The organism is Gordonia sp. UBA5067 (assembly GCF_002414845.1).
In the GTDB taxonomy this organism is placed as follows: domain Bacteria; phylum Actinomycetota; class Actinomycetes; order Mycobacteriales; family Mycobacteriaceae; genus Gordonia; species Gordonia defluvii.
Map to the genome: position 1 here is coordinate 27,306 of NZ_DIAX01000054.1, position 26,238 is coordinate 53,543.

General features: G+C 67.4%; 24 protein-coding genes, 2 tRNA genes and 2 pseudogenes. 11 read left to right on the plus strand and 17 right to left on the minus strand.

From position 1 onward, the window contains the following. Together B4M62_RS08860 and B4M62_RS08865 are read left to right on the plus strand one after the other, a co-directional pair. Positions 1-239: pseudogene (locus B4M62_RS08860) on the plus strand (heavy metal translocating P-type ATPase); the annotation flags it as partial. Between the two features lie 70 nt (positions 240-309). Next, positions 310-1,753 (plus strand): annotated as a pseudogene (locus tag B4M62_RS08865) (MFS transporter). A gap of 97 nt (positions 1,754-1,850) precedes the next feature. Here B4M62_RS08865 and B4M62_RS08870 read toward each other — a convergent pair. Together B4M62_RS08870 and B4M62_RS08875 are read right to left on the minus strand one after the other, a co-directional pair. After that, positions 1,851-3,197, minus strand: a complete 1,347-nt coding sequence (locus B4M62_RS08870; protein ID WP_290706787.1) for an MFS transporter — start codon at positions 3,195-3,197, stop codon at positions 1,851-1,853. After that, the gene (locus tag B4M62_RS08875; RefSeq protein ID WP_414651811.1) at positions 3,194-4,288 is read right to left on the minus strand and encodes a PLP-dependent cysteine synthase family protein; all 1,095 of its coding nucleotides are present in this window, start codon (positions 4,286-4,288) and stop codon (positions 3,194-3,196) included. The genes B4M62_RS08870 and B4M62_RS08875 overlap by 4 nt, the downstream gene beginning before the upstream one ends. Before the next feature lie 338 nt (positions 4,289-4,626). Here B4M62_RS08875 and B4M62_RS08880 point away from each other — a divergent pair, with 338 nt between their 5' ends. Continuing rightward, a complete protein-coding gene (locus B4M62_RS08880; RefSeq protein WP_290706790.1) occupies positions 4,627-5,397 on the plus strand; it encodes a response regulator transcription factor in 771 nt (256 codons plus the stop codon). Next, the gene (locus B4M62_RS08885) at positions 5,394-6,650 is read left to right on the plus strand and encodes a sensor histidine kinase (protein ID WP_290706792.1); all 1,257 of its coding nucleotides are present in this window, start codon (positions 5,394-5,396) and stop codon (positions 6,648-6,650) included. Before B4M62_RS08880 ends, B4M62_RS08885 begins: the two co-directional genes overlap by 4 nt. Positions 6,651-6,738: 88 nt before the next feature. On the opposite strand, the gene B4M62_RS08890 is transcribed toward B4M62_RS08885, so the two are convergent. Then, on the minus strand, positions 6,739-6,927 hold the full coding sequence (locus B4M62_RS08890; RefSeq protein WP_068746066.1) for a hypothetical protein: 189 nt from the start codon (positions 6,925-6,927) through the stop codon (positions 6,739-6,741). Positions 6,928-6,955: 28 nt separating this feature from the next. Here B4M62_RS08890 and B4M62_RS08895 point away from each other — a divergent pair, with 28 nt between their 5' ends. After that, positions 6,956-8,446 carry a multicopper oxidase family protein gene (locus B4M62_RS08895; protein ID WP_068746065.1) on the plus strand — a complete coding sequence of 497 codons (1,491 nt, stop codon included), beginning with the start codon at positions 6,956-6,958 and terminating at the stop codon, positions 8,444-8,446. Between the two features lie 93 nt (positions 8,447-8,539). On the opposite strand, the gene B4M62_RS08900 is transcribed toward B4M62_RS08895, so the two are convergent. Next, positions 8,540-9,145, minus strand: a complete 606-nt coding sequence (locus B4M62_RS08900; protein ID WP_290706798.1) for a class I SAM-dependent methyltransferase — start codon at positions 9,143-9,145, stop codon at positions 8,540-8,542. Positions 9,146-9,253: 108 nt separating this feature from the next. Between B4M62_RS08900 and B4M62_RS08905 the strand changes: the two genes are divergently transcribed. The 4 genes from B4M62_RS08905 to B4M62_RS08920 all read left to right on the plus strand — a co-directional run bounded on the left by B4M62_RS08905 (position 9,254) and on the right by B4M62_RS08920 (position 13,092). Continuing rightward, entirely contained in the window at positions 9,254-9,685 is a 432-nt protein-coding gene (locus B4M62_RS08905; protein ID WP_290706800.1) for an ArsR/SmtB family transcription factor, read from the plus strand. Beyond that, positions 9,682-11,691, plus strand: a complete 2,010-nt coding sequence (locus tag B4M62_RS08910) for a heavy metal translocating P-type ATPase (RefSeq protein WP_290706802.1) — start codon at positions 9,682-9,684, stop codon at positions 11,689-11,691. The genes B4M62_RS08905 and B4M62_RS08910 overlap by 4 nt, the downstream gene beginning before the upstream one ends. A gap of 105 nt (positions 11,692-11,796) precedes the next feature. Continuing rightward, positions 11,797-12,573, plus strand: coding sequence for a hypothetical protein (locus B4M62_RS08915; RefSeq protein WP_241548394.1), 777 nt, complete (start codon positions 11,797-11,799; stop codon positions 12,571-12,573). 123 nt (positions 12,574-12,696) lie between these two features. Beyond that, positions 12,697-13,092 (plus strand): hypothetical protein, encoded by a 396-nt coding sequence (locus tag B4M62_RS08920; protein ID WP_241548395.1) that lies wholly within the window; start codon positions 12,697-12,699, stop codon positions 13,090-13,092. 23 nt (positions 13,093-13,115) lie between these two features. Here the strand turns inward: B4M62_RS08920 and B4M62_RS08925 are convergent, their stop codons facing one another. The 7 genes from B4M62_RS08925 to B4M62_RS08955 all read right to left on the minus strand — a co-directional run bounded on the left by B4M62_RS08925 (position 13,116) and on the right by B4M62_RS08955 (position 18,386). Further along, complete coding sequence (locus tag B4M62_RS08925) at positions 13,116-13,616, minus strand: GNAT family N-acetyltransferase (protein ID WP_290706806.1); 501 nt, start codon at positions 13,614-13,616, stop codon at positions 13,116-13,118. Next, positions 13,613-15,034 (minus strand): FAD-dependent oxidoreductase, encoded by a 1,422-nt coding sequence (locus B4M62_RS08930; protein WP_241548397.1) that lies wholly within the window; start codon positions 15,032-15,034, stop codon positions 13,613-13,615. The genes B4M62_RS08925 and B4M62_RS08930 overlap by 4 nt, the downstream gene beginning before the upstream one ends. 106 nt (positions 15,035-15,140) lie before the next feature. Then, on the minus strand, positions 15,141-15,800 hold the full coding sequence (locus tag B4M62_RS08935; protein ID WP_241548399.1) for an arsenate reductase ArsC: 660 nt from the start codon (positions 15,798-15,800) through the stop codon (positions 15,141-15,143). A 43-nt stretch (positions 15,801-15,843) separates the two neighbouring features. Continuing rightward, positions 15,844-16,299: a low molecular weight phosphatase family protein gene (locus tag B4M62_RS08940; protein ID WP_241548400.1), complete on the minus strand. Its 456-nt coding sequence runs from the start codon at positions 16,297-16,299 to the stop codon at positions 15,844-15,846. Next, complete coding sequence (gene arsB / locus B4M62_RS08945; protein WP_241548402.1) at positions 16,299-17,414, minus strand: ACR3 family arsenite efflux transporter; 1,116 nt, start codon at positions 17,412-17,414, stop codon at positions 16,299-16,301. Before arsB ends, B4M62_RS08940 begins: the two co-directional genes overlap by 1 nt. After that, a complete protein-coding gene (locus B4M62_RS08950; RefSeq protein ID WP_241548403.1) occupies positions 17,411-17,785 on the minus strand; it encodes an ArsR/SmtB family transcription factor in 375 nt (124 codons plus the stop codon). Before B4M62_RS08950 ends, arsB begins: the two co-directional genes overlap by 4 nt. A 130-nt stretch (positions 17,786-17,915) precedes the next feature. Then, positions 17,916-18,386: an ArsI/CadI family heavy metal resistance metalloenzyme gene (locus tag B4M62_RS08955; RefSeq protein WP_241548404.1), complete on the minus strand. Its 471-nt coding sequence runs from the start codon at positions 18,384-18,386 to the stop codon at positions 17,916-17,918. Between the two features lie 96 nt (positions 18,387-18,482). On the opposite strand from B4M62_RS08955, the gene B4M62_RS08960 reads away from it, so the two are divergent. Both B4M62_RS08960 and B4M62_RS08965 read left to right on the plus strand, forming a co-directional pair. Beyond that, positions 18,483-18,836, plus strand: a complete 354-nt coding sequence (locus tag B4M62_RS08960; protein ID WP_241548405.1) for an Rv2640c family ArsR-like transcriptional regulator — start codon at positions 18,483-18,485, stop codon at positions 18,834-18,836. 72 nt (positions 18,837-18,908) lie between these two features. Continuing rightward, complete coding sequence (locus B4M62_RS08965) at positions 18,909-20,042, plus strand: hypothetical protein (protein ID WP_241548406.1); 1,134 nt, start codon at positions 18,909-18,911, stop codon at positions 20,040-20,042. On the opposite strand, the gene B4M62_RS08970 is transcribed toward B4M62_RS08965, so the two are convergent. The 6 genes from B4M62_RS08970 to B4M62_RS08995 all read right to left on the minus strand — a co-directional run. Next, a complete protein-coding gene (locus B4M62_RS08970) occupies positions 19,969-20,640 on the minus strand; it encodes a hypothetical protein (RefSeq protein WP_241548407.1) in 672 nt (223 codons plus the stop codon). The genes B4M62_RS08965 and B4M62_RS08970 overlap by 74 nt on opposite strands. Positions 20,641-21,172: 532 nt before the next feature. Next, positions 21,173-21,245 (minus strand) — tRNA-Ala (locus B4M62_RS08975). 226 nt (positions 21,246-21,471) lie between these two features. Beyond that, a tRNA-Ile gene (locus B4M62_RS08980) sits at positions 21,472-21,548 on the minus strand. Positions 21,549-21,623: 75 nt separating this feature from the next. Next, entirely contained in the window at positions 21,624-22,529 is a 906-nt protein-coding gene (locus B4M62_RS08985) for a DUF3566 domain-containing protein (protein WP_290706815.1), read from the minus strand. Between the two features lie 10 nt (positions 22,530-22,539). Beyond that, entirely contained in the window at positions 22,540-25,035 is a 2,496-nt protein-coding gene (gyrA, locus tag B4M62_RS08990) for a DNA gyrase subunit A (protein WP_290706818.1), read from the minus strand. 80 nt (positions 25,036-25,115) lie between these two features. Further along, positions 25,116-26,238: toprim domain-containing protein (locus B4M62_RS08995; protein ID WP_290706821.1), on the minus strand; the 1,123-nt coding region annotated here is incomplete at its 5' end.

The following is a 26,238-nucleotide window of genomic DNA, read 5'->3' on the forward strand; positions in this document are numbered from 1 at the left end:
CCCTCGTCCGCGGCGACCTGCGCAGCGCAGTCGACGCGATCCGCCTGTCCCGCAAGACCCTGAGCACGATCAAGACCAACCTGTTCTGGGCCTTCGCCTACAACACCGCAGCGATCCCTGTCGCCGCGGCGGGCATGCTCAACCCGATGCTCGCCGGCGCAGCGATGGCCCTCTCCAGCGTCTTCGTCGTCGGAAACAGCCTGCGGCTCCGCGGATTCCGCAGCATCTCCACCGACTGAATCCCACACACAGTAGAACCGCCACCGGCCTCCGGCCGGGCACATACCCCCTACCGGAATGGAGTACATGATGAGTACCGAAAGCACAACACGAGGAGGCACCACCCGTTGGTGGGCACTCGCCTTGATCGCCACCGCGCAGTTCATGGTCATCATGGACACCTCGATCATCGGCGTGGCCCTGCCGCAGATGCAGGCCGACCTCGGGTTCACCCAGCACAACCTGTCGTGGGTGTTCAACGCCTACGTCATCGCCCTCGGCGGCCTACTCCTGCTCGGCGGCAGGTTGTCCGACCTGTTCGGCGCCCGCCGGATGTTCGCGACCGGTTGGCTCGTCCTGCTCGTCGGCTCACTCGTCGCCGGGCTCGCCACCAACGTCGGCATCGAACTGACCGGCCGCGCCATCCAGGGCGCCGGCTCCGCATTGATCGCCCCCTCTGCGCTGACATTGCTGATGATGATCTTCGGAGCGAACCCGAAGGAACTCACCAAGGCTCTCGCGCTTTACGGCGCAGCCGCCCCCGCCGGTGGCACCGCCGGTGTGTTCCTGGGCGGCGTGATCACCGAGTACATCTCGTGGCCCTGGAGTCTTCTTCATCAACATCCCCATCGCCGCCGTCGCTCTCATCGCCACCCCGGCCCTGATGCCCGGCGGGGCGATGGGCGGCCGTGGCTCAGTAGACATCTTCGGAGCGCTGACCGTCACTCTCGGCCTCGCTGCCGCGGTGTACGGCATCGTCCGTGCCCCCGAGGTCGGCTGGGGCTCCGGCGAGACCTGGATCGCTCTCGGCGTAGCCGCGGCCCTGCTGGTGGCGTTCGTGGTCTCCCAGGCCGTGAGTCGTGAACCACTCATGCGGCTCTCGATCTTCCGCACTCCCAATCTGGGCGCGGCGAACCTCGCCCAGATACTGCTCGGCGGCGCGTGGATCCCGATGTGGTTCTTCCTCAACCTCTACTTGCAGCAGGTCCTCGACTACACCGCGTTCCCGTCGGGCGCCGCGCTTCTGCCGATGACCGCGCTGATCATGCTCGGCATGATCGTGCTCGCGCCCCGGATCATGGGTGCGTTCGGGCCGAAGGTCCCGATCGTCGCCGGACTGCTGATCCTCGCCATCGGTATGGGATGGCTATCGCTGATCCGTCCTGACGGCAACTTCTGGGTCGACGTGCTGCCGGCCTCTCTCGTCGCGGCACTCGGCATGTCATTGGCCTTCATCCCGTCGCTGGGCACCGCGATCTCGTCTGCCCGCCCAGAGGAGGGCGGTCTTGCCGCGGGCATCGTCAACACCAGTTACCAGGTCGGATCAGCGCTCGGGCTCGCCGCCATGACCGCGATCGCCGCTGCGTTCGGCGCCGATCAACTCGGCAATGCGCAGGCACTCACTGACGGATTCTCCGCCGCTTTCCTTGGCGCTGGCGCAATCGCTTTGGTCGGCTCCGGCATAGCTCTGGTCACGCTGCGGCGCACACCAGCCGCTGAGCCGGCGAAGGACACAGACGTGACTACGACCTGAACCAAGGTTCTCCCCATCCGAACCCGGCGGAACAAACCCGCCGGGTTCGGCGTGTGAACGCACCCGCGCGGCCTTCGGACCCTGACTCCGCATCCGCCTACCACCGCCGGTGCCGGCCGGCCTCAGCAGGCCTTCGGTGGGACGTGGCGCGGATCCGGGCGGCTGGGGATGCGGCGGCCGCGGCGCCTGTCGGCTCGGGTCTAGTCAGTGCGCCGGTGCGGTGCAGGGCGCCCAACGCGATCGTCGCCGCGGCGCCGATAGCGATCAGTACCGCCCAGATCAACCCGGGGAATCCCAGGCGAATGCCCAGCGAAAGGAGCGCACCGGTCCCCAGGTTGCCGGCGAGGATCCCGACGCCGACGACTGTGTTGTACAGCCCGTAGTGGGTGGCGACCAGCCGGTCGCCGGAGAGGTTGACCACGGTGTCCATCTCGAACGGAAAGACGGTCGCGGTCGCGATTGCCAGGCCGGCGGCAGCGATCAGCAGCGCGCCGGCAGCGGTGGCTTTTCCGGCTAGCGTTGCGGTCGGTACCACGAACAAGGGAACGAACGCGCTGGTCATCACCGCCATACCCACTCCCAGGCTGCGGGTGGGTCCGAATCGGCGGCGGAACCAGCTGGTGATCCGCAGTTGCCCGGCGACCGCGATGATTCCGGTGACCACGAACACCGCCGCCACCAGGTACGTCGACGACGGTTCACTGCCGGTGATCGCCGCCGCGTGCAGCGGCAGCGCCAAGTACACCTGGAACGAGAGGACATAAGAGCCGATCATCGCGCAGGCGAACAGGACGAACCGGCGGTTCCCGGCCACGATCCGCCAGTCCGCCAGCACCGAGCGCCGCGGCTCGCCGGCAGGTGCACCTTCGCGGCGATCGCGGGGCAGCGCGAGGATCTGCGCGACGGTCAGTGCGGCGAACACTACCGCGGCCACCAGTGAGGTCACGCGGAAGTCGAACGCCATGAGCAACACCCCCACCAGGGGGCCGACGAGGATCCCCGCCTGGTAGAAGATGTTGAAGATCGCGAACGCTTCGATGCGGCGGTCCCCGACGTCAGCGGCGAGGTACGCCCGCACAGCGGGGTTGAACAATGCGCCGGCGAACCCGGTGGCCGCGGACGCGGCCAGCAGGGCGGGCAGGGAATCAACGGTGGCCAGCAGCCCGAATCCGACGGTCCGCAGCAGACACCCGGCGACGATCAGCGGTTTGTATCCGAGCCGGTCGGCGAGTGTGCCGCCGATGAGGAACATGCCTTGCTGTGAGAAATTGCGGATCCCCATCACCAGACCGATGGCCCACCCGGCGAGTCCGACGGGCCCGGCCAGGTATCCGGCGAGGTAGGGCATGAGCATGTAGAAGCCGAGGTTGATGGTGAACTGGTTGACCATCAACACCTGGCTGGGCCGGTCGAAGGTGCGGAACGTGGCGATCGGACCGGTCATCGCGCAGTGAGCGGGTCGCGCACGGCGCTGCAACGAGACCATCGGGTCACCACGGTCGCGGTGGGGTCGGCGATGGTCACGGGCGCCGATGGCGGCGCCACGGTCGGGTCGATGCCGTTGGCGTGGCAGTACTCGTCGCTGTACACGGTGCCGTAGTACCGCTGTGGGCCGTCGGGGAAGATCGCGGCGACGACCGTGTCCGGGGAGCGGGTACCGGCGATCCACCCGGCTACCTGTGCGACCGCTCCGACGCTCCAGCCGCCGGTGGCGTAGTGCGTCGATGCCAGGGTCCGGCACGCCCATACCGATTCCTCGGGGGCGACCCAATGCACCTCGGAGAACGCCGCGTAGTCGACATTGCCCGGGTAGATGCTCGAGCCGAGACCGCGCATGAGCCGCTTGTGCGCGGGTTGGCCGAAGATGGTCGATCCGATGGTGTCGACGCCCACGAGCTCGACGTCGGGCAGGAACTGCCGCAGAGTGCGGCTGATCCCCGCCGAGTGGCCCCCGGTGCCGACCGAGCAGACGAGGACGTCGATGTGCCCGAGCTGGGTGAGCAGTTCGAGCGCGAGCCGCTGGTAGGCGCTGACGTTGTCCGGGTTGGTGTACTGATCCGGGCACCAGGCCGTCGGATCGGCGGCCAGGAGCGATTGGACGCGGTCCCGGCGGGCCTGCTGCCACCCACCGCTCGGGTGCGGTTCGGTGACCATGTCCACCCGGGCGCCGTACGCGGCGAGCATCTGGGTGAGGATCGGTTCCAGTCCCGGGTCGGTCACCAACGTCACGGGATGATCGTGCACGATCCCCGCCAACGCCAAGCCGAGCCCCAGGGAGCCGCTGGTGGATTCGACGATCCGCGCTCCCGGCGCCAGATCGCCCCGTGCCTTGGCCCGCTCGACCATGTGCAGGGCAGGCCGGTCCTTCATCCCGCCGGGGTTGAAGCCCTCCAGTTTCGCCCAGAAACCATGCCCGGCGGGTGTGAACGGCTCTGCGATCCGCATCACCGGGGTGTTGCCCACCAAAGCGCCGGGCCGGTCCGAGGACGCCGTGGGCTCGCCGAACTGCCGGTACGGCAACGCCGGATGATGCAGCGGTACCGGCGGTTGTTGGGCGGGAACCGTAGTCGCGTGGAGGCTCACGTCGGGGTATTCCTTTCGGAGGGCGAAGCAGGATGTCGCAGGTGTGCGGCGACGCCGCCCGGCCACAGCAGAGGTCCGCTGCGGCACCGGCAGGGGCCAGCGGGGGCGGCGCGCCTGGGGCGCGCCCTGGTGAAAACGCGCCACATCGTGATCAGTCCGGTGAGGGGTGTCTGACCGCTTACGACTGTGCGTGCCCTAACCGGGCGGTTACGTATGCTCAAGATCAAGATTTGCTCAAGATCGCCGTCTCGGCTCGAACATCGGCATACCGTCAGGCCACGATGGGAGGCATGGATGCGATTGTTGCCGAGCCCAGGCCGGCGGCGGTGACTGAGCCGCGGCCGAAACTGGGCCTGCGCGCGATGGTCATCGAGGACGATCCCGACCTCGCCGAGGTCATCGCCGACTACCTCCAACGCAGCGGCTTCGACGTCGAGATCAGCGGCGACGGCGCCGCTGCGGTGGCCGCCGCGCATCGCCTGCCCCCGGACGTCGTCGTCCTCGACCTCGGCTTGCCCTCGCTGGACGGCGTCGAGGTCTGTCGGCAACTGCGCACCTTCTCCGATGCCTACGTGGTGATGGTCACCGCCCGCGCCGACGAGGTCGACACCCTCGTCGGCCTGTCCGTCGGAGCTGACGACTACCTGACCAAACCGTTCAGCCCCCGCGAGCTGATCGCCCGGATCGAAGCGATGCTCCGCAGGCCGCGCGCCGGAACCGTCAACGCCTCTGGCATGCCGCTGCCCGGGGAACGCCGGATCGACGAGCTGGTGATCGACCCGCAGGGGCGGGAAGTGAGCCTTGCGGGGACACCGATCGCGCTCACCCGCACTGAATTCGACCTGCTCGATGTGCTCTCCCGCCGACCAGGGATGGTGTTCAGCCGCGATCAGCTCCTCTCCGAGCTCTGGGGTCCCGGTTGGGTCGGCGACGCCCACGTCGTCGACGTCCACATCGCGAGCCTGCGTCGCAAGCTCGGTGACACCGCGGCCGAGCGCCGCTACATCCGCACCATTCGCGGGATCGGGTACCGAATGGGTGACGGCCGGTCGCAACGATGAGCACGCTGCTGTCCGGGCGGCGGGCCGGCGGGCGGCAACGTTCGGGGTTCACCACTCGCCTGTTCATCGCCCAAACCGTCGTGATCGCTGCCGGCGCTGCAAGCTCCGCTCTGGTTGCCTGGACGGTCGCGCCGCACCTGTTCCACACCCACATGGCCCACGCCGGCCTGCCCACCACATCCCCGCAGGCCAAGCACGTCGAGGAGGCGTTCGCCTCCTCGCTGATCGTGTCCGTGTCGGTCGCCCTGCTCTGCTCGGTGGTGCTGGCACTGGTGGTCAGCTGGCTGATCACCCGTCGGGTGCAGCGCTCGATCAGTGCCGTGGTCACCTCGACCGCGAACATCGCCGCCGGTAACCACGCCGTCCGAGTCCCGCCCAGCCGCCTGGGCCGTGAATTCAGCGACCTGACCCGCAGTGTCAACCGGCTGGCCGAGCAGCTCGATACCACCGAGGAGATCCGCCAGCAGATGCTCTCGGACCTCGCCCACGAACTCCGCACCCCGATCACTACGATCGCCGCGCAGATCGAAGCTGCCGAAGACGGCATCCGCACCCCCGGCGAGCAGATGTACGGCGTCATCCGCAGCGCCACCAGCAGGCTCAAACGCCTCGCCGACGACATCGATTCGGTCTCCCGCGCCGGCGAACGCCAACTGCGTGTCGAACCCGAACCGACCGCGGTCAACGACATCACCACCGCCGCGGTCCGCGAAGCGCAACCCGGCTACGACGACGCAGGTATCGACCTGATCGTCGGCCCGACCACCACGGATCTGGTCGCCGCGGACCGCACCCGCATCGGCCAGACCCTGGCGAACCTGCTCAGCAACGCCCGCCGACACACCCCACCCGGCGGTAGCGTCACCGTCAGCAGCCGACGCCGAGACCACAATCTCGTCGACATCCTCATCGACGACACCGGCGAAGGCATCGCCCCCGAACACCTCCCACACGTCTTCGACCGCTTCTACCGCACCGACACCTCCCGCAATCGCGACGCCGGCGGCGGCGGAATCGGACTGACCATCGCCCGTGCGCTCGCCGAAGCCCACGACGGATCCCTTACCGCCACCAGCCGCGGGCCCGGCCGGGGCGCCCAGTTCACGCTAACGTTGCCGATCTACCAGTGCCGCAGCGCCAAGCGTGGCTACCCAGCGCCGACCCCCGACACCACCGAGGTGCCGAACTCACCGCCCAGACAAACCCACCGCAGAGTCCCCCAGAGAATCCCGGCTAAAAGGAAGAACCCATGAATCCCAAGCGACTGTTCACCACGGCAGCTGTTACCGCCACCATCGTCCTCGCCACCACCGCCTGCGGCGACGGTATGTCGTCGATGAATCACGACACCAGCAGCACACCGGCCTCATCCCAAACGCAGATGCCCGCCGGGCATTCGATGAGCAGCACCCCGAGTTCGCCCCCCGCACCGCACCCCAGCATGCCGGGGATGCCAAACATGCCGGGGATGGACCACGGCAGCCCCTCCACCAGCCCCGCCGCGCCGTAGGCACCGCTGCTTGCCTCCATCTCTCGACTCGACCCAAGGGGATCACGCATGACACCGGTGACCAGACGAACAGCCCTGTTCGGCGGCCTCGCCGCCCTCGGCGTCGGAGCGCTCGCCGCGTGCGGCGACAACACCGCCAGCACGCCCGGCGGCGCCTCCCGTCCGCTGCAGGGTCCCCCGCTGCAAGCAACACCCCAGCCCGGGCAGAAGGTCGTTGAAACGACACTCACCGCCCGGGAGAGCACGGTCGACCTCGGTGGCATCACCGCTCGAACGTGGGCCTACGACGACGCCCTGCCGGGCAAGGTCATTCGCGCCAACGCCGGCGACTTCCTGCGCGTGGCCCTCGACAACAGGCTCCCCGCCGACACCAGCATCCACTGGCACGGCATCCGGCTGCGTAATCAGGCCGACGGCGTTCCCGGCGTCACCCAGGATCCGATTCGCCCCGGCGGGCGGTTCGTGTACGAGTTCACCGCCCCCGATGCCGGTACCCACTTCTTCCACCCGCACGTCGGCGCGCAACTCGACCGCGCGCTGTACGCGCCGATCATCATCGACGACCCCAACGAACCCGGCGCCTACGACGCCGAATGGATCGTCGTCCTCGACGACTGGACCGACGGCGTCGGTAAGAACCCCGACCAGATCCTCGCCGACTTCCAGGCCAAGACCGGCCCGATCAAACCCGGCATGGACATGGGCGGCATGGACCACTCCTCGATGCCCGGCATGAGCAGTTCCCGGCTCGGCGATGCCGGTGACGTGGTCTACCCGCACTACCTCATCAACGGCCGGATCCCGGCCGCACCCACCGAGTTCCGCGCCAAACCCGGACAACGCATCCGCCTGCGGATCATCAATGCCGGCTCCGACACCGTCTTCCGGGTCGCCCTCGGCGGACACACCCTGAGGGTCACCCACACCGACGGCCACCGAGTGCAGGACAAGCAGGCCCGTGCCCTGTTCGTCGCGATGGGCGAACGCTACGACGTGACCGTCACCGTCGGCGACGGCGTGTTCCCCCTCGTCGCCGCCGCCGAAGGCAAGAACGGCCAGGCACTCGCCGTCCTGCGCACGGGTTCCGGCGCTGCCCCCGCCCCGGACGTGCGTCCCGCCGAACTGGACGGCCCTGTGCTCCTCGGCGCCACCGAGCTCGCCGCCGCCGACTCCGCACGCCTGCCCGACCGTGAACCGGACTCGACGATCAAAGTCGCGCTCAACGGTCAGATGGACCCGTACGCCTGGGGCATCAACGGCAAGAAGCACGGCGAGGACAACCCGCTGACGGTCGGCAAGGGCCAACGACTGCGGATGCAGATCACCAACGAAACGATGATGCTGCACCCGATGCACATCCACGGCCACACCTGGTCACTGCCCGGCAGCGCCGGACTGCGCAAGGACACTGTGCTCATCAAACCGATGGGCTCAGTCGAGGTGGACCTCGACGCCGACAACCCCGGAACATGGGCCCTGCACTGCCACAACATCTATCACATGGAAATGGGCATGATGACCACCCTTAAATACACCTAGGGGGTGCTGCCCCGGCCGAGCCATCGTGTCAAGTGACCGTGGTCGGCCATACGCCAATTGGCGCCTCGACATCGACGCGCCGCCAGCGCAGAACTAGATGATCGTCTGGTAACTGCTCTGGGTGGACACAGCGCGCGCCTGGAACCGTGTGAGCACAGTATTCTCCCCGACCTTGATGTCGGTGAGCGGCAGGGATGCCAGGTGCGGGCGCAGCTCGTCGCGGTTGATGAACCGGTGTGGAGCGCCTTCGAGGTGGTGCAGCAGCCGCGCCGGTGCGCTGCCGAGTAGGTCGTACCCGACCAACATCCCACCGGGAGCGAGCACCCGCACGGCTTCGCCCAGGGCCTGCTCCCAATCGACGACGTGATGCAACATGATGAACGTGACGACGGTGTCGAAGCCGCCGTCCTCGAACGGCAGGGCGGTGGCGTCGGCGACCTGGGCGTGGGCGCGGTCACCGAACCGCCGCAGGCGATCAGCGGCGGTCGCGACCATCACCGGGTCGAAATCGGTGACTGTCACCTCCACGTCGTCGGGGCTGGTGGCGAGGATCTGTGCAGCCATCGCACCGCCCCCGCCGCCGATCTCTAGCACCCTGCCCCGCGGCTGGACGTTCTGCAGCGCCCACGGCAGCACCCACCTGCCGGTGACCGCCTCCCATGGAACACTGCGGCAGAACAGTGATTCGATCGTCGACATCGACGGCATACCAGCAGCTCCCACCATGCTCGCCCGGCCGCGAGCCCGCGGCCGGGAGTTTCTTCGTGATGATTCGATTACACCACAGAAGGCCGCTATCGTCGCCGTATGGCGATGAATGAGTGTTCGGTGGCGGCCGGGGCTGGCCTCGATCCCGCGGTGGCGTTGTTCCACAGCCTCTCCGACGGCACCCGCCTGGCGATCGCGACTCGCCTGGCCCACGGCGGCGAAACTCGGGTGGCGGACCTGATGGCCGAGTTGGGGCTGGCGCAGTCGACCGTGTCCGCGCACGTGGCGTGCCTGCGGGACTGCGGTCTCGTCGAGGGCCGCCCGGAGGGCCGGCAGGTGTTCTACAGCCTGGCCCGGCCGGAGTTGATGGATCTGCTCGCGGCGGCGGAGACGCTGCTGGCGGCCACCGGCAACGCCGTCGCGCTGTGCCCGAACTACGGCACCGACAGTGCCGCACCGTGCTGCGGAAGCGACGAGGCGACCGTCGCCGGGACTGAGGGAGCTTCGGCGGCGAAGGCGGTGCGGCGATGAGCGACGCATGCGGCTGCGGGCACGACGAACCCGCCGGTGAGGACGAGCAGGCCCCGGAGCATTGGTGGCAGGTGCGGGAGCTGCAGGCCGCCGCCGCGGCCGCGGCGTTCCTGCTCGCCGCGTACATAGTCGGCTGGACCGGCGGCCCCGAAACGATAGCCCTCGCCTTGGAGTGGGTGGCGCTGCTGATCGGGGCGTGGACGTTCGTCCCCTCCACGTTGCGCCGGTTGGCGAAGGGCAAGATCGGCGTCGGCACCCTGATGACGATCGCCGCGGTCGGCGCGGTGATCCTCGGCGAGGTCGGCGAAGCGGCGATGCTCGCCGTGCTGTTCTCCATCAGTGAAGGTCTCGAGGAGTACGCGGTCTCGCGCACCCGCCGCGGCCTCCGCGCTCTGCTGAACCTGGTCCCGGACACCGCGACCGTCGTGCGGGACGGCACCCCGACCGTCGTCTCCCCCGACGACTTGGTCGTCGGGGACTTGATGCTGGTCAAACCCGGCGAGCGGATCGCCACCGACGGCACCATCACCGATGGCCGTACCGCACTGGATGTTTCCGCGATCACCGGCGAATCGGTGCCCGTCGAAGCCGGACCCGGCACGCAGGTCTACGCCGGGTCGATCAACGGCACCGGCGCCCTGACCGTGCAGGTCACCACCACCGCGGAGAACAACTCCCTGGCCAAGATCGTGCAGATCGTCGAGGCCGAACAGTCCCGCAAGGGCGACGCGCAGCGCCTCGCCGACACGATCGCTAAACCCCTGGTACCGGCGATCATGATCTTCGCCGCCGCCATCGCCATCCTCGGATCCCTCCTCGGCGACCCGGCCACCTGGATCGAACGAGCCCTGGTCGTACTCGTCGCCGCCTCCCCCTGTGCGCTGGCGATCTCCGTCCCAGTGACCGTGGTCGCCGCGATCGGCGCCGCCAGCAAGATCGGCGTCCTCGTCAAAGGCGGCGCCGCCCTCGAAGCCCTCGGCCGCGTCCGCACCGTCGCCCTCGACAAGACCGGCACCCTGACCGCGAACCGACCCACCGTCGTCGACATCGCCACCACCGAACCCAACACCGACATCACCACGCCCAGCACCGGCCCGGGTAGCAGCGCGAGCGGTGGCCGCACTGACGGTCAGGAGCGGGTGCTCGCCATCGCAGCGGCGCTCGAAGCACACAGCGAACACCCGCTGGCCCGCGCGATCCTCACCGCCCACGGCCAGACCACCGCCGCGGTCGATGTGCAGGCCGTCCCCGGGGCCGGCCTGACCGGTCTCGTCGACGGCCGCCCCGCACGGCTGGGGCGTCCCGGATGGATCGAACCCGGCCCCCTCGCCGAGCGAGTCGCGGCGATGCAGGCAGGCGGCGCCACCGCCGTCCTCGTCGAACACGACGGCCAGGTCATCGGGGTGGTCGCCGTCCGCGACGAGCTGCGCCCCGAAGCCGGCGAGGTGATCGCCCATCTGCACCGCAGCGGCGCCACCGTCGCGATGCTCACCGGCGACAACACCGCCACCGCCACCGCGCTGGCGCAGATCGCCGGCATCGACGACGTGCACGCCGACCTGCGGCCCGAGGACAAGGCCCGCATCATCGGCGACCTCCGCCAAAGCTCGTTCACCGCGATGGTCGGCGACGGCGTCAACGACGCCCCCGCCCTGGCCACCGCCGACCTCGGCATCGCCATGGGCGCCATGGGATCCGACATCGCGATCGAAACCGCCGACGTCGCCCTCATGGGCGAAGACCTCCGCACCCTCCCCCAAGCCCTCGACCACGCCCGCCGAGCCCGAACGATCATGCTGCAGAACGTCGGCCTATCCCTCGGCCTGATCGCGATCCTCATCCCACTCGCGTTGTTCGGGATCCTCGGACTCGCCGCCGTCGTCGCCGTCCACGAACTCGCCGAGATCGTCGTCATCGCCAACGGCGTCCGCGCCGGCCGCGTCACCGCGCTCCCGCCGACGCACCCGTCCGCGAGTCCGGAGCCGGTGATTCGGCAAGCGGCGTAGCCCCACACCATGGCCTCGATCTTTTGCCGAGGCGGGATACGGTCTTACCAAGCATCGGGCGACCGTCGAGCAACCTCCGAATTGGTTACTGGCACGCTCGTACCAATGTCCCGGAGATCAGATCGCAGCCGCACCCCTCGCCCGAAGCCCGCGCCCACCCCGCTCGATCACACGCCACTGATCACAGCTCTGCGGCAAGTCGAAATCGCCGTCGACGGATTCAACCGCGAGGCCGCACGGATCGAGAGCGAGTACGGCATCGCCATCGCTCCGGAGCGGGTCTTCAACACACCCGAAGCGACCGGCCTGACGCACTACATCGAGGCCGCAATCGGCATCGTCGCACGCAAGCTTCCCGTCGCCGTATACGGGTCGGACGGCCGGCGGTGGACCGGCGCTCGGTCTCCGCGGCAGGTGTTCGCCCTGCACGAGGCGGCCGGCGACAACACCGCTGACTACCTGACGCAGATGGCTCTCAACGTCGAGCGGATCAAGGCCAAGAAGGACGACCTCGACCGCAGCCTCAAGCAGAAGTGCCTGCGGCCGAAGACGAACGGAAAACCGTGTCAGATGCGGCCGCTGTACCAGGCGGGAGTCGGCCACCAGGAAGGTTTCGGCTGCTGGCGCCACGCCACCGACGAGGAGAAGCTCGAGCTCGAAAAGTCGCGAATCACCATTGAGGTCAAGACCGGTTGCCCAGGGTGCAAGGCCGGTCCCGGTGAGGCGTGCCTGATCCCCACCGAGGACGGCCTCACCCCCGCGCAGGCCGGCCTGACGATGGTCGACGGCGAGTGGCCGCGGGTGCGGGTTCTCGGCGGCGCCGAAATCCACGTCCCACGCATCGAACTGATCCATCCTCGCGTCCTCGAGCCCGCCGAGTAGATCCGCCAAAGACGGCACGCGAACCCGAGGCCCAAAATCATGGGCGCACCCGGCGGCGGCGCCCCAGATCAACACCGCCTAGCGTCCGGGACAGCGAGCCCGACCCCGATACGAGGAGTCCCCATGACGGATGAGCCGGATGTCCACCAGGCGCCTGACGTCAACGATCCACCTTCCGAGACGGTCGATGAGCTCGCGGGCGGTATGCGCGGCCGGTGGGTGGTGGCATCCCAGGGATCTACGCACCTGTGGGATCTGGACGCGTTGACCTACACGCGCCGTCCCGGCCCCGCCAGTCCGTCGGGGGCGTTCGACTACGACGGCATCGCACACCGGATCACAAGAGTGTCCCGCTGGCCGCGCGTCGGTGATCAGTCGCTGGTCTGGTTCGACGATCCCGCGAGTCCCTTCGACACTGAGCAGTTCCGCCGCTCGTCGGTGATCGTGTCGATCACCCGCGACCCAGAGGGAGCGCAGGACGAACCAGACGACGGTTCCGAAGTCGGTGACGCCGGCTGAGTCCGGATAGGCGTAGGCGGTAGTCAGCGGCGTCGTTCGATGAGGACCACATCCCGCCAGTGACCGTCGCGTTGGCCGATGCGTTCGCGGGTGCCGACGGTGCGGAACCCGGCGCCCCGGTGCAGCGCGAGGCTGGCGTGGTTCTCGGGGAAGATCCCGGTCTGGATCATCCACACCCCGGCCGCGTCGGCGGACCGGATGAGGGCCTGCAGCAACGCCGCTCCGATCCCCTGCCCGGCGTGGCCGGGCTCGACGTAGATGCTGTGCTCGATGACACCGGCGTAGACGCAGCGCCCCGAGACGGGCGCGGCGGCGACCCACCCGGTGACCTGCCCACCTGGGGTGAGGGCGACGAAGCGGTGCTCGGGTAGGTGTCGTTGGTCGAAGTCCGTCCAGCTGGGTGCGGTGGTTTCGAAGGTGGCGTTACCGGTGTCCATCCCGGCTTGGTAGATCGCGAGGACCTGTGGCCCGTGCTCGGGCCGCATCGCGACGATCGCCGGGGTGTCGTGGTCGCTGGTGGTCACGGGTTCAGGTTAAGGGCGCTGCGTTGGTGGTGCAGTTGGTGCTCGCGGACCCAGTTCTGGGCGGCGACTTGCACGGCGTCCCATGGGGAGCCGAGGGGTGGGGTGTAGGACAGGTCGAGCTCGGAGAGGGCGTCGACGGTCATGCCGTGGTGCAGGGCGGTGGCGTAGGTGTCGACGCGCTTGGAGATCTCCGCGGTGCGATGGCCGATGAGCTGGGCGCCGAGCAGGATGCCGGTGTTCTGGTCGCCGGTGATGCGGATGCTGATCGGGGTGGCGCCCGGGTAGTAGGCCTTGTGATCGTCCGGTGTGGACGTTGTCGATACCGGTACCCAGCCGCGGTCGGCGGCGAGGGCTTCGGTCTCTTTGAGGCCGGTGCGGGCGGCGACGAGGTCGAAGATCTTTACGACCTGGGTGCCGAGGGATCCGGTGTAGTGGGCGGTGCCGCCGAGGGCGTTCTCGCCGGCGACGCGGCCCTGCTTGTGGGCGGTCGTGCCCAGTGGGAGCCAGGTGATGCCGAGCTGGCGGTGGTGGGTGTGCACGGCGTCGCCGGCGGCGAAGACGTCGGGCAGGTTGGTGCGCATCTGCTCGTCGACGGCGATCGTGCCCTTGATGCCGAGCTCGGCCCCGGCCGTGGCGGCCAGCTCGGTGTCGGGGCGCACGCCAACGACGACGAGCACCAGATCAGCGGTGACCTGGTCGGTCTCTTCGCCGCGACTGGTGGTCACGGCCAGCCCGCCGGTGGCGGTGCGGTTCACGGCGGTGACCAGGGTGCCGGTGCGGACGTCGACGCCGTTGCGGGTCAGTTCGGCGTGGACGAGGGCGCCGAGTTCAGGTTCGACGGTGGGCAGTACCTCGGGGAGGGCTTCGATCTGGGTGACGTGGATGCCGCGGGCGGTGAGACCTTCGGCCATTTCCAGGCCGATGTAGCCGGCGCCGATGATGATCGCGGTCTTCGGGTCCTTCGTGGTGAGGGTGTTCATCACGGCGAAGGTGTCGCCCATCGAGTGCAGAAGGTGCACACCATCGTCGGGCCCGAGCTGGTCGAGGCCGGTGATCGGCGGCCGCACCGATACCGCGCCGGTGCCGATGACGAGGGCGTCGTAGTCGAGGTCGCGGGTGGCGCCGTCGGGGCCGGTGACCGTGAGGCGGTGCCCGGCCGCGTCGATCGCGGTCGCGAGGGTGTCGGTGTGCACGGTCATGCCGGTCGCGGCGAGGTCGGCGGCGGTGCGGTGGGCGAGGTTGCTCCAGTGGGTGACCTCGCCGGAGACGTAGTACGGGATGCCGCAGATGGAGAAGTTCGGGTAGGCGTCGGCGACGACCACGGTGACCTCGCTGGTGGGGTCGAGTTCGCGGGCCCGCAGGGCGGCGGAGATCCCGGCGTCCGAGCCGCCGATGGCGATGATCTTGCGTGCAGACATGAAGTTTCGTTCCCTTCCAAGAACACAAGCGAGATGAGCAGGGCAGCGGAACACAGCCGACGGCGGCGAAGGCCGGGCGGTCGACCAGATCAGAGACGGGGGTGGGTCAGGTAGTAGCCGACAGGAGGTCGGTGAGGAGGGCTTTGACGCGGCGGTCGAGGTCGTCGCGGATCAGGCGGACGGTCTCGATGGGGTGGTTGTCGGGGTCGGTGACCTGCCAGTCCAGGTACTGCTTGCCCGGGTAGACCGGGCAGGCGTCGCCGCAGCCCATCGAGATCACCACGTCCGCCGCGGCGACGACGTCGTCGGTGAGCGGCTTGGGGAACTCGGCGGCCAGGTCGAGGCCGACCTCGCTCATGGCTTGCTCGACCACCGGGTTGATCACCGCCGCAGGCAGTGAGCCCGCGGAGCGGACGTGCACCCGCCCGCCGCCGTGGTGGGTGAGCAGGGCGGCGGCCATCTGCGAGCGGCCCGCGTTGTGCACGCAGATGAACAGCACCTCCGGCACCGTCTTACTGGTCGCACCCGTGGACTGGGCGAGTGCGGCGAGGCGTTCGGCAGCGAACCGGCCGGCGAGGGTGACCAGGTGGGTGTGGATGCGGGCGGTGCGCCGCAGCGCGGTGTAGGACTCGAAGACGACCCGTTCGACGGTCTGCTCGGAGACGATCCCGCGGTACTGGACCGCGAGCCGCTCCGCAGTCCGGGCGAGCAGCGCCTGCGGCATCAGCAGTTCCGGTGTGCCGGCCGGTTCGGTGGTGGCGTTCATTTCCGGGTGCTCCCGTTCGTCCGATCCCGGCCTGCAGAAGTTGCTACCGGGTGGTGAGTTCGGCGGCCAGCGCGGTGACGCGGGCGGCGATGTCGTCGCGGACCAGGCGCATCCGCTCGATCCCGTCGATGCCCCGCTCCGACGGCTCGTCGGTGTCCCAGTTGACCAGCGCCACACCAGCGGGGGTGTCGACGACCGCTTCGCGGCCGAGGGTGACCACCAGGTCGACGCGGGCGAGCAGCTCGGGATCGATCGGCTTCGGAGTCTCGCCGGTGATGTCGACGCCGACTTCCGCCAGGGATTCGGCGGACAGGCCGTTGACCGCGGCCCCGGGTTTGGTGCCGGCCGAGTACACGGCGACCGCGTCGCCGGCGGTCTTGCGCATCAGACCGGCGGCCATCTGCGACTTGCCGCCGTTCTTCACGCACACGAACAGCACACTCGGCGTGCCGGTCTCGATCTCGGCGGCCTTGTCGGTGGTGGCGGGGTTGGCGGGCATCAGTTCACGCTCCTGGACGAATCAGCTGCGGTCGCAGTGGAGGACGGGGTGAGGGGGAAACGCTTACGCAACGCCAGGGAGACGTAGACGAGGGCGACCAGGACGGGGACCTCGATGAGCGGGCCGACGACGCCGGCCAGGGCCTGCCCGGAGGTGGCGCCGTAGGTGGCGATCGCGACGGCGATCGCGAGCTCGAAGTTGTTGCCCGCAGCGGTGAACGCCAGCGTGGTCGTCCGCTCGTAGCCCAGGCCCATGACGGCGCCAAGCAGGTAGCCGCCGCCCCACATGATCGCGAAGTACACCAGCAGCGGCACCGCGATCCGGGCGACGTCCCACGGGCGGGAGGTGATCTGCTCGCCCTGCAGCGCGAAGAGGATGACGATGGTGAACAGCAGCCCGTACAAGGCCCACGGGCCGATCTTCGGGAGGAACTTGCCCTCGTACCAGTCGCGGCCCTTGGTCTTCTCCCCGATCCGGCGCGAGAGGTAGCCGGCGAGCAGCGGGATGCCGAGGAAGATCAGCACCGATTTGGCGATCTGCCACGGCGAGGTACTGATGGTGGTCTGTTCGAGGCCGAGCCAACCGGGCAGGATCGAGAGGTAGAACCAGCCGAGGACGGCGAACATGATCACCTGGAACACCGAGTTCAACGCCACCAGAACGGCCGCGGCCTCGCGGTCACCGCAGGCGAGATCGTTCCAGATGATCACCATCGCGATGCACCGGGCGAGGCCGACGATGATCAGGCCCGTGCGGTACTCGGGCAGGTCGGGCAGGAAGATCCAGGCCAGCGCGAACATCAGCGCCGGGCCGAGGACCCAGTTCAGCAGCAGCGAGCCGAGGAGCAGTTTGCGGTCGCCGGTGACGGTGTCGAGGCGGTCGTAGCGGACCTTCGCCAGCACCGGGTACATCATGATCAGCAGGCCGATGGCGATCGGCAGGGAGACTCCGTCGACCTGGATCTTTTCCAGCGCGGTGTTCAGTCCGGGGATCATCCGGCCCAGCAGCAGACCGGCGACCATGGCGACGCCGATCCACACCGGCAGGAACCGGTCGAGGGTGGAGAGTTTGCCAACGACCGGCTGATGCTCGGCGGTCGGGGCGGGGCTGGTCACGAAAGAACCTCCATCGAGGTGGCGGGTTCGCCGGACTGCAGGATCCCGGCGAGCGAGGACAAGACGTCGGGGACGACGCGGTAATACACCCAGGAGGCGCGACGCTCGGACTCGAGCAGCCCCGCGGTCTTGAGGACCTTGAGGTGATGCGAGATCGTCGGCTGCGAGACGTCCACCGCCGGAGAGATATCGCAGACGCAGGCCTCGCCGTTCTCGTGGCTGGCGATCAAGCTGAACAGCCGCAACCGGATCGGGTCGGCGAGAGCCTTGAACACCGCCGCCAGGTCAACGGACTGGGTTTCCGACAGGGGCTCGCGGACCAGCGGTGAGCACCGCACGGTCACGTCGGTCAACGGAATCGAATTCGACACACATCGATATTGACAGATATCGATTCACGACGCAAGGCCTGGAGCTGCTCGCCCAGGATGCGGCGATGACCGCCACCCCAGGCAGGGTGGCGGCCATCGAACCGGCCGGCCGAACCAGGCAGTCGGGCGTTCAGCAGCAGTTCGCCGAGGCCGGGGTGCAGCATGCCGCCGGCGTCGCGCCAGCATCGCCTGCCGCCCCGGCAGCGGGGGCTGCGGCGGGTTCGCCGTTGAAGGTCTCGGCGTCGGCGAGGACGGTGTAGACCTCCCAGCGTTCGCCGTCCGGGGCGGTGACCCAGACCTTGTCCTGGGTGGCGAAGCAACAGGTGGCGCCGATCTCCTCCTCGGTGAACAGCCGCTCGTCGGTGAGGCGGGCGATCTCGGAGTGCACCTTGTCGCTGGAGTCGACCTCGACGCCGAGGTGGTTGATGCTGCCGCCCTGGCCGGGGTTCTCCAGCAGCACCAGCTTCAGGGCCGGGTCGGCGACCGCGAAGTTGGCGTAGCCGGGCTTGACCTTCGCCGGGCCGGTGCCGAACAGCTTGGTGTAGAACGTGATCGACTGCTCCAGGTCGTCAACGTTGAGGGCGAGTTGGACGCGGGACATGAGAACCTCCAAGGCTGAGACATATATCTAAAAGGTGTGCGGGTTCAGTTCTAAACCACACTTTGACATATGTCAACAAGTGGGTAGATTGGAGTCATGCCCAAGACGCTTCCCGTGGTCGATATCAGCGCCCCGATCTGCTGCGCACCGCTCGCCGCGGGCGTGATGGACGCCGGAGCCGCGCTCGAGCTCGCGTTGCGACTCAAGGCCCTCGCCGACCCCGCCAGGATCCAGCTGATCTCGATCCTCATGGCTGCCCGTCCCGGCGAGGTCAGCACGGGCGATCTCGCCGAGGCCGTGGGCCTGTCGTCGGCGACCGTGAGCCACCATCTCGGCCAGCTCAAGAAGGCCGGCCTGGTCAGCTCCGAGCGGCGTGGAATCAACGTCTTATACCGCGCCGAACCTGATGCCCTCGAAGCACTCCGCGCAGTACTCGCTACCTGCTGCTAGGTGCACCAATCGATGTGACCGGAATATCCGAATCGCCGGTGGCGGCCCGCGGAAGTGACTAGACAGTGATCTATGGAGATCGAACGCCAGGCCTTGCCTGAAGGTGCGGTGTCAGGATTCGGCGTTGCAGCTGATCCCGAGACTGTAGAGCAGCTGCAGGAGTACCGCGGCAATGACGTCCCGTGGACCTGGCCGCTGCTCATGCGTGATCGGGGAGGCATCGACGACACCGTGGTGAAGGTTCGGTCAGCCGGTGTCGCCGGATCGATCACCATCGATCCACATGAATGGAACACGATCGCCACAGTCGACCGGCCCACAGCTCTGACCGACTCGGAAGGTGCCGGCACCCTTTTCGATCCCGGCATTCAATCCTGGGGCCTGACGCGGATCAAGGATCTCGGTATCGACGCGATCCTCACGCCCTCGCTACTCGCCGACCGGCTGGATGCGCTGTCTGCGGTGGTGGAGGTCGTTCAGGAGGCACGTTGGCCTGTCGTGCCGTTCATCGCACTGGACATCACTCTCCTGGATCAGGTCGACGCTGTACGGGCGGCGCTGCGACCGCTGCGGGCGCTGACGCCAAAGCCGGGTCTGGCGCTCGCTGTCGTCGGCCCGTTCGATGGTCTCGCCGCTCACGGGCGGGTTGCGGGCCTACGGTCTGTGCTTGCCGACCACCCCGGTGCGTGGCTGGTGTATGTGGATCCGCTCGTCGCGACTGACGCCTTGTCCTTGGGGGCGGCCGCCGCGTTCGTCGGCGCGAAGTCGAGTTGGAGACGCCCACCGCGACCATCCGCGTCGGGAGGTGGACCGCACGCGGCCGGATTTATCCCGGGCCTGTTTCATCGCGAACTCCTTGAGATGCGCAGTCCGGCGATCTACGAGGACTGGTATGCAGACCTCCCGACGCCGGTCTGCCCCGACTGCAACACGGCGGTCGACTCGTACACCTCCGACGACGAGGACAAGCTCGCCGTTGTCGAGCACAATCTCCACGCGATCGACGAGTTCGTCCGCGAACTCAACGACCGCGAGTATCCCGAGCGGGCCGCTTGGCTGCGCCGTAGTCGCGCTGATGCTCTCGCGGCACACCTGAGCCTGACCTCCGGGGGCGAGCCGATCGACGCCGACGTCATCCTGCGTCGGCTGTGCGAACTCGACGACCCTCAGCAAAGGAGGACGACGACGTCGGGTGCGTGGCTTTAAGCCACTGCTTGTACGCGTTCTCCAGGAACCTCCACCTGGCGGGCTTCCGGTAACGCGGAGCGAACGGTGCCGGAGCGATGACTTCAACCAACTCCCCGTTGAGCCTCGTCCAGATGCCGATCCCTGCCACATCGGCCTCCCACCGAGGGACCGACAGGGCGGTCGGCATATCGCTGATGACGGCGACTCGTTGAGCCACGTTCGAGAAAGCCGCCAGCGCGGCCTGCGCGTGTATCCACGTGTTGGCCTCAACGACGGCGGCGGACACTGACGCGGGTTCGCTCAGATGCCTGACCACGCAGCCGTCTTCATGGCTGACGACACCGTCAGGAGCGCGGCACAGAACCGCATACTCCCGCGCGGAGAGGCCGGAGACCGGCACCGGATCTTCGAGCGGCAGATTCATCAACACATCCAGCAAGGCGGTGTTCGTGACCGCTCCGAGGCCCGATTCACAACGTCGCGAATGCTCGACGCCATCAACCAGCACCAGCGCGTTTCGACGCTGGCGGGCCATCACCGCACCGCCCTCAACGAGAGCCCACTGGGCATCGACCTGGTCCGGAGTCACAGGGAACCGAGGGATGCACTCGCTCACGAGCGCGAGTTTACGTTACATTTTTACATTAAACGGCGAATTTGGACGGAGGGGACGGCGTGTCTGAGCAGCGACGCCCTGGTCGTCCGAGCCGCGCGGAACCCACTGAAGCGCTCGGATTTCGCGCGAGTGCGTTGCTGCGCAAGCGAATGGAGCTGGCGCGCACGTTCCTCGACATACGCAGCCATCAAGCGCTCCTCGAAGAAGCGATCGAACAGCGATTGGAATCGTTGCGGACTGAGCGCCCGAGATTCGCGGCGGCCGAGGATGAGCTACGCGCTGACGTCAGGGAGAACGCCCCGGTTGCAGACGACGCCGACCCCGGCGGATCGGATACCAGTGATGAGGGCGCGACCATCACCACAATCGGCCCACGAAAGGGTCGCTCGCCCCGTAAGCGGTAGTGGCTGGGTGTCGGAAGCGATCTTTGTGATCCTGACCTCACGCAGAAAGCCCCCGGCCGATGGCCGGGGGCTTCCACGTGACACATGTCGCGACTCATGTGTGACACATGTCGCGACTCATCACACAGTGGAGGCTAGGGGATTCGAACCCCTGACCCTCGCCTTGCAAAGGCGATGCTCTACCAACTGAGCTAAGCCCCCGTATTCGGTTGTGCACCCACTGCTGGGCGCCGTCCCACCGCCAAACTACGGCCTCGTGGCGGACATGTCCACCACAGCATCTCTGCTGGTCAACCCCTCACCGAGCCTGTCAACCGGAGATAACGAACGAACTCCTGACATCCGCCTTGCAAAGGCGGCGCTCTACCAACTGAGCTAAGGCCCCGATCGCCGGGCTGGTGGATCACACCAGCCCGGCAAGTACGGATGGTGGGCCTAGGAGGACTTGAACCTCCGACCTCTTCGTTATCAGCGAAGCGCTCTAACCACCTGAGCTATAGGCCCGTGAACCGAGAGCAGACATTACCGCACCGACGGGTACCGACACAAAACAGGACGTCGACGACCGGCTCGCCCGGATCAGTCGAGATCGGCGAGAGTCACCTCGACGCCGCCGATGAAGTCGGCACACAGGTTGTAGATGAACGCTCCGAGACTCGCCAGCGCGGTCAGCAGGATCGCATCGACGACCCCGATCAGGAACGCCCAGCCGAATACCGTGCCGGCACCGATCGCATCAGCGGCACCGCCCCCGTCGGTGGTCAGCGTGCCAACCGACGAGTTCACCTGCGACCACACCCCCATACCGTCGAGCACCAGGTAGAGCACCGCTACGGCAATCATCCAGATAAAGAAGCCGATGACCGCCAGGATCGCCGAGACCTTCAACGTCGACCAGGGGTCGATCCGCCGAATTTGCACCGTCGCGCGCAAGGCACGCGACGCCCCGGTCCCACCGGTGCCGACCTGGGTCGGTGCCGACCGTTGCCCGGCCGGCGCGCCCCCGCGGGGCGCCGTCGCGGCCGCGTGAATCTCGTCGAGGTTCGGCAGGTCCTTGGCCTTCACCTGCGACCGCCCGATACTGCGGGTCGGCGATTCGACGAACCGATCGCCGTCGGTCCCGGCCGGCTCTGCCGACTCGTCGAGTTTCGGAGCGGCGGTGCCGGTGATGATCGGCTTCTTCTTCTTGGGCACCGACCGTGCGCCGCCGCCGGTTTCGGGTGTGAGGTCGTTGGCTCGTTGCCAGGGCGGTTTCACCCCGGGCTTGTCCGCAGCACTCTTGTCCGCAGCAGCTTTGTCCGCAGCACTCTTGTCGCCACCGGTCCGGTCCGCACCGGACGTTTCCCCCTGGTCCGATGCGGCTTGCGCCGCCTCGGTAGCCGACTCCGCCGCCCCCTGGGCCTTCGACTGCGTCCTCGTGCCAGACTTCGGGTCGTCCGTCGACGCCACGCCGACCTCCTTCGGGTCAGAATCTTCAGTCGTCACGTAGCAATTCCTAGCTCTCGTCCGACGAATCCTCGTCGGGCTCATCAGCGTTTCGGGCGATGGCCAACAGCGTAGTGCCTTCGCCCAGGTTCATCAGGCGAACACCCTTCGTCTGGCGACCGGCCTTGCGGACTTCCTTCGCCCGGGTCCGGATGACTCCGCCCGTCGAGGTGATCGCATAGACCTCACTGTCCAGGGTGACGCGAATCGCGCCGATCAAAGTGCCGCGCCGCTTGTCATACTGAATGGTCAGCACGCCCTTACCGCCGCGACCCTGGACGGGGTATTCGTCCATCGACGTCCGCTTGGCATATCCGCCGGTTGTCGCCACCAGGAGGAAGTCCGTCTCGTCGACGACAACCATCGAGAGAAGTTCGTCGCCTTCGTTAAACCGCATCCCCTGCACGCCTGAGGTCTGCCGGCCCATGGGCCGCAGCGCATCGTCGGTCGCGCTGAAGCGGATCGACTGACCCTGGGCCGACACCAGCAACAGGTCGTCCTCGGCACGGCACAACCGCGCCGCCACCAACTCGTCCTCCCCACGGAGGTTGATCGCGGCGATGCCGCCGGACCGGTTCGAGTCGAAGTCCTCAAGCTTCGACTTCTTCACCAGGCCGTTGCGCGTCGCCAGCACGAGGTAGGGAGCGTCTTGGTACGACTTGATCTGGATGACCTGTGCGATCCGCTCTTCCGGCTGGAAGGCGAGCAGGTTTGCGACGTGCTGCCCGCGGGCGGTCCGGGCCGCCTCGGGCAGTTCGTAGGCCTTCGCGCGGTACACCCGCCCCTTCGTCGTGAAGAAGAGAATCCAGTCGTGTGTCGAGGACACAAAGAAGTGGGCGACGATGTCGTCCTGCTTGAGACCGGCGCCCTGCACGCCCTTCCCGCCTCGGCGCTGGCTGCGGTACAGATCGGCCTTGGTGCGCTTGGCGTATCCGGTCTCGGTGATGGTGACGACGACGTCTTCGCGCGCGATCAGGTCCTCATCGGCGACATCCCCTTCGGCCGCGATGATCTGGGTTCGCCGATCGTCACCGAACTTGTCGACGATCTCGGCAAGTTCATCACGGACGATCGAGCGCTGGCGCTCGGGCTTGGCGAGGATGTCCTGCAGGTCGGCGATCACGCGTTCGATCTCGGCGAGTTCGTCGACGATCTTCTGGCGCTCCAGTGCCGACAACCGGCGCAACTGCATCGCCAGGATCGCATCGGCCTGGATCTCGTCGATGTCGAGGAGCGCGATCAACCCGTTGCGGGCGTTCTCGGTGTTGGCCGACGCTCGGATAAGGGCGATGACCTCGTCGAGCGCGTCGAGGGCCTTGACTAGTCCGCGCAAGATGTGGGCCCGCTCCTCGGCCTTGCGCAACCGGTACCGGGTGCGTCGCACGATGACGTCGATCTGGTGGGCGACGTAGAACCGGATCATCTGGTCCAGGCGCAGCGTGCGGGGCACCCCGTCGACGATGGAGAGCATGTTCGCGCCAAAACTCGTCTGCAGCTGGCTGTGCTTGTACAGATTGTTCAGCACGACCTTCGCGACCCCATCGCGTCGCAGCGTGACCACGATGCGCATGCCGACCCGGTCTGAGGACTGGTCCTCGATGCGGCTGATGCCCTTGAGTTTGCCCTCGTTGACCTGTTCGGCGATCGACTGAATGAGATTGTCGGGATTCACCTGGTAGGGCAGCTCGGTAATGACGAGAGTCGTAACGCCCTTGTTCTCCTCGATATCGACCACGCCGCGCATCCGGATCGAGCCGCGGCCGGTCGTGTAGGCATCACGAATCCCCTGCCCGCCGACGATCAGACCCGCCGTCGGGAAGTCGGGACCCTTGACGGCGTCCATACAGGCGGCCAGGGTGGCCTCCTCGTCGGCTTCGTGGTTGTCCAGTGCCCAGAACACGGCGTTGGCCACCTCGCGCAGGTTGTGCGGCGGAATGTTGGTCGCCATCCCGACCGCGATGCCGCCCGAACCGTTGATCAGCAGGTTCGGGATGCGCGCGGGCAACACCGTCGGCTCATCGGTCTTGCCGTCATAGTTGGGCACGAAGTCGACGGTCTCCTCGTCGATATCGCGCAGCATCTCCATCGCGAGCGGCGTCAGGCGCGCCTCGGTGTAGCGCATGGCGGCCGGGCCGTCATTGCCGCGGGAACCGAAGTTTCCCTGGCCATCGATCAATGGGTAACGCATCGACCATGGTTGGGCGAGCCGGACCAGCGCATCATAGATCGCGGTGTCACCGTGCGGATGGTAGTTGCCCATGGTTTCGGCGACCGGTTTCGCCGACTTCACGTACGCGCGGTCGGGGCGGTAGCCGGCATCGTTCGTCGCGTACAGCAGGCGGCGGTGCACCGGCTTGAGTCCGTCGCGGACTGCCGGGAGCGCACGGCCGACGATCACACTCATGGCGTAATCGATGTAGCTGTTCTGCATCTCCTGCTGGATGTCCACCGGCAGGATGCGGTCGTGGCCTTCGTCCTCGGTGGGTGGCAGTGTGGTGTCAGTCATCGGGTCCTCTTTGGTTCTGGCGATTGCCCACAGCAGTCACCAAAGTTGGTTTGGCACAAGCACTTTCGGATCATCTGTGATCAGACATCGAGGAACCGGACATCCTTGGCGTTGCGGGCGATAAAGCCGCGTCGCGCCGCGACGTCCTCGCCCATCAAGATGGAGAACAGTTCGTCGGCAGCAGCAGCGTCGTCGAGGGTGACCTGCTTGAGCACTCGGATGGACGGATCCATCGTGGTTTCCCACAGCTCGCTGGCGTTCATCTCGCCGAGACCCTTGTAGCGCTGGATGCCGTCGGCGGTGTTGATCTTCTTTCCGGCCGTGTGGCCCGCCTCAAGGAGCCGATCACGATCACGATCGGTGTAGGCGTATTCCGGTTCGGCACCCTTCTGCCACTTCAGCTTGTACAGCGGCGGCTGGGCCAGGTACACGTGGCCGTGTTCGATAAGCGGGCGCATGAACCGGAACAGCAGCGTGAGCAGAAGAGTCGCAATGTGCTGGCCGTCCACATCGGCGTCCGCCATCAGCACAATCTTGTGGTAGCGCAGTTTGGCGATGTCGAACTCGTCGTGGATTCCGGTCCCGAAGGCGGTGATGATCGACTGGACTTCAGCGTTCTTCAGGACGCGGTCGATGCGGGCCTTCTCGACATTGATGATCTTGCCGCGCAGCGGCAGAATCGCCTGGTACATCGAGTCGCGGCCCGACTTCGCACTGCCGCCGGCGGAGTCGCCCTCGACGATGTAGACCTCACACTTGGTCGGGTCGTTGCTACGGCAGTCGGCAAGCTTGCCGGGCAGGCCGCCGATGTCGGTCGCCGTCTTCCGGCGAACCAGCTCGCGGGCCTTGCGGGCGGCGATACGCGCCTGCGAAGAATCGACCGCCTTGCGGATGATGGTCTTGGCCTCGGCCGGATTCGCCTCGAACCAGTGCCCAAGGTGCTCGTTGCACGCCTTCTGCACAAAACTCTTGACCTCGGTATTGCCCAGTTTGGTCTTGGTCTGGCCCTCGAACTGTGGGTCGGCCACCTTGACCGAAATAACCGCGGCGAGCCCTTCGCGGATGTCGTCGCCGGTAAGTTTGCCGTCCTTGTCCTTGATCAACTTCTTGTCGGTGGCGTACTTGTTCACCGTCGACGTGAGTGCCGCGCGGAAGCCTTCCTCGTGGGTACCGCCTTCGTGGGTGTTGATCGTGTTGGCGAAG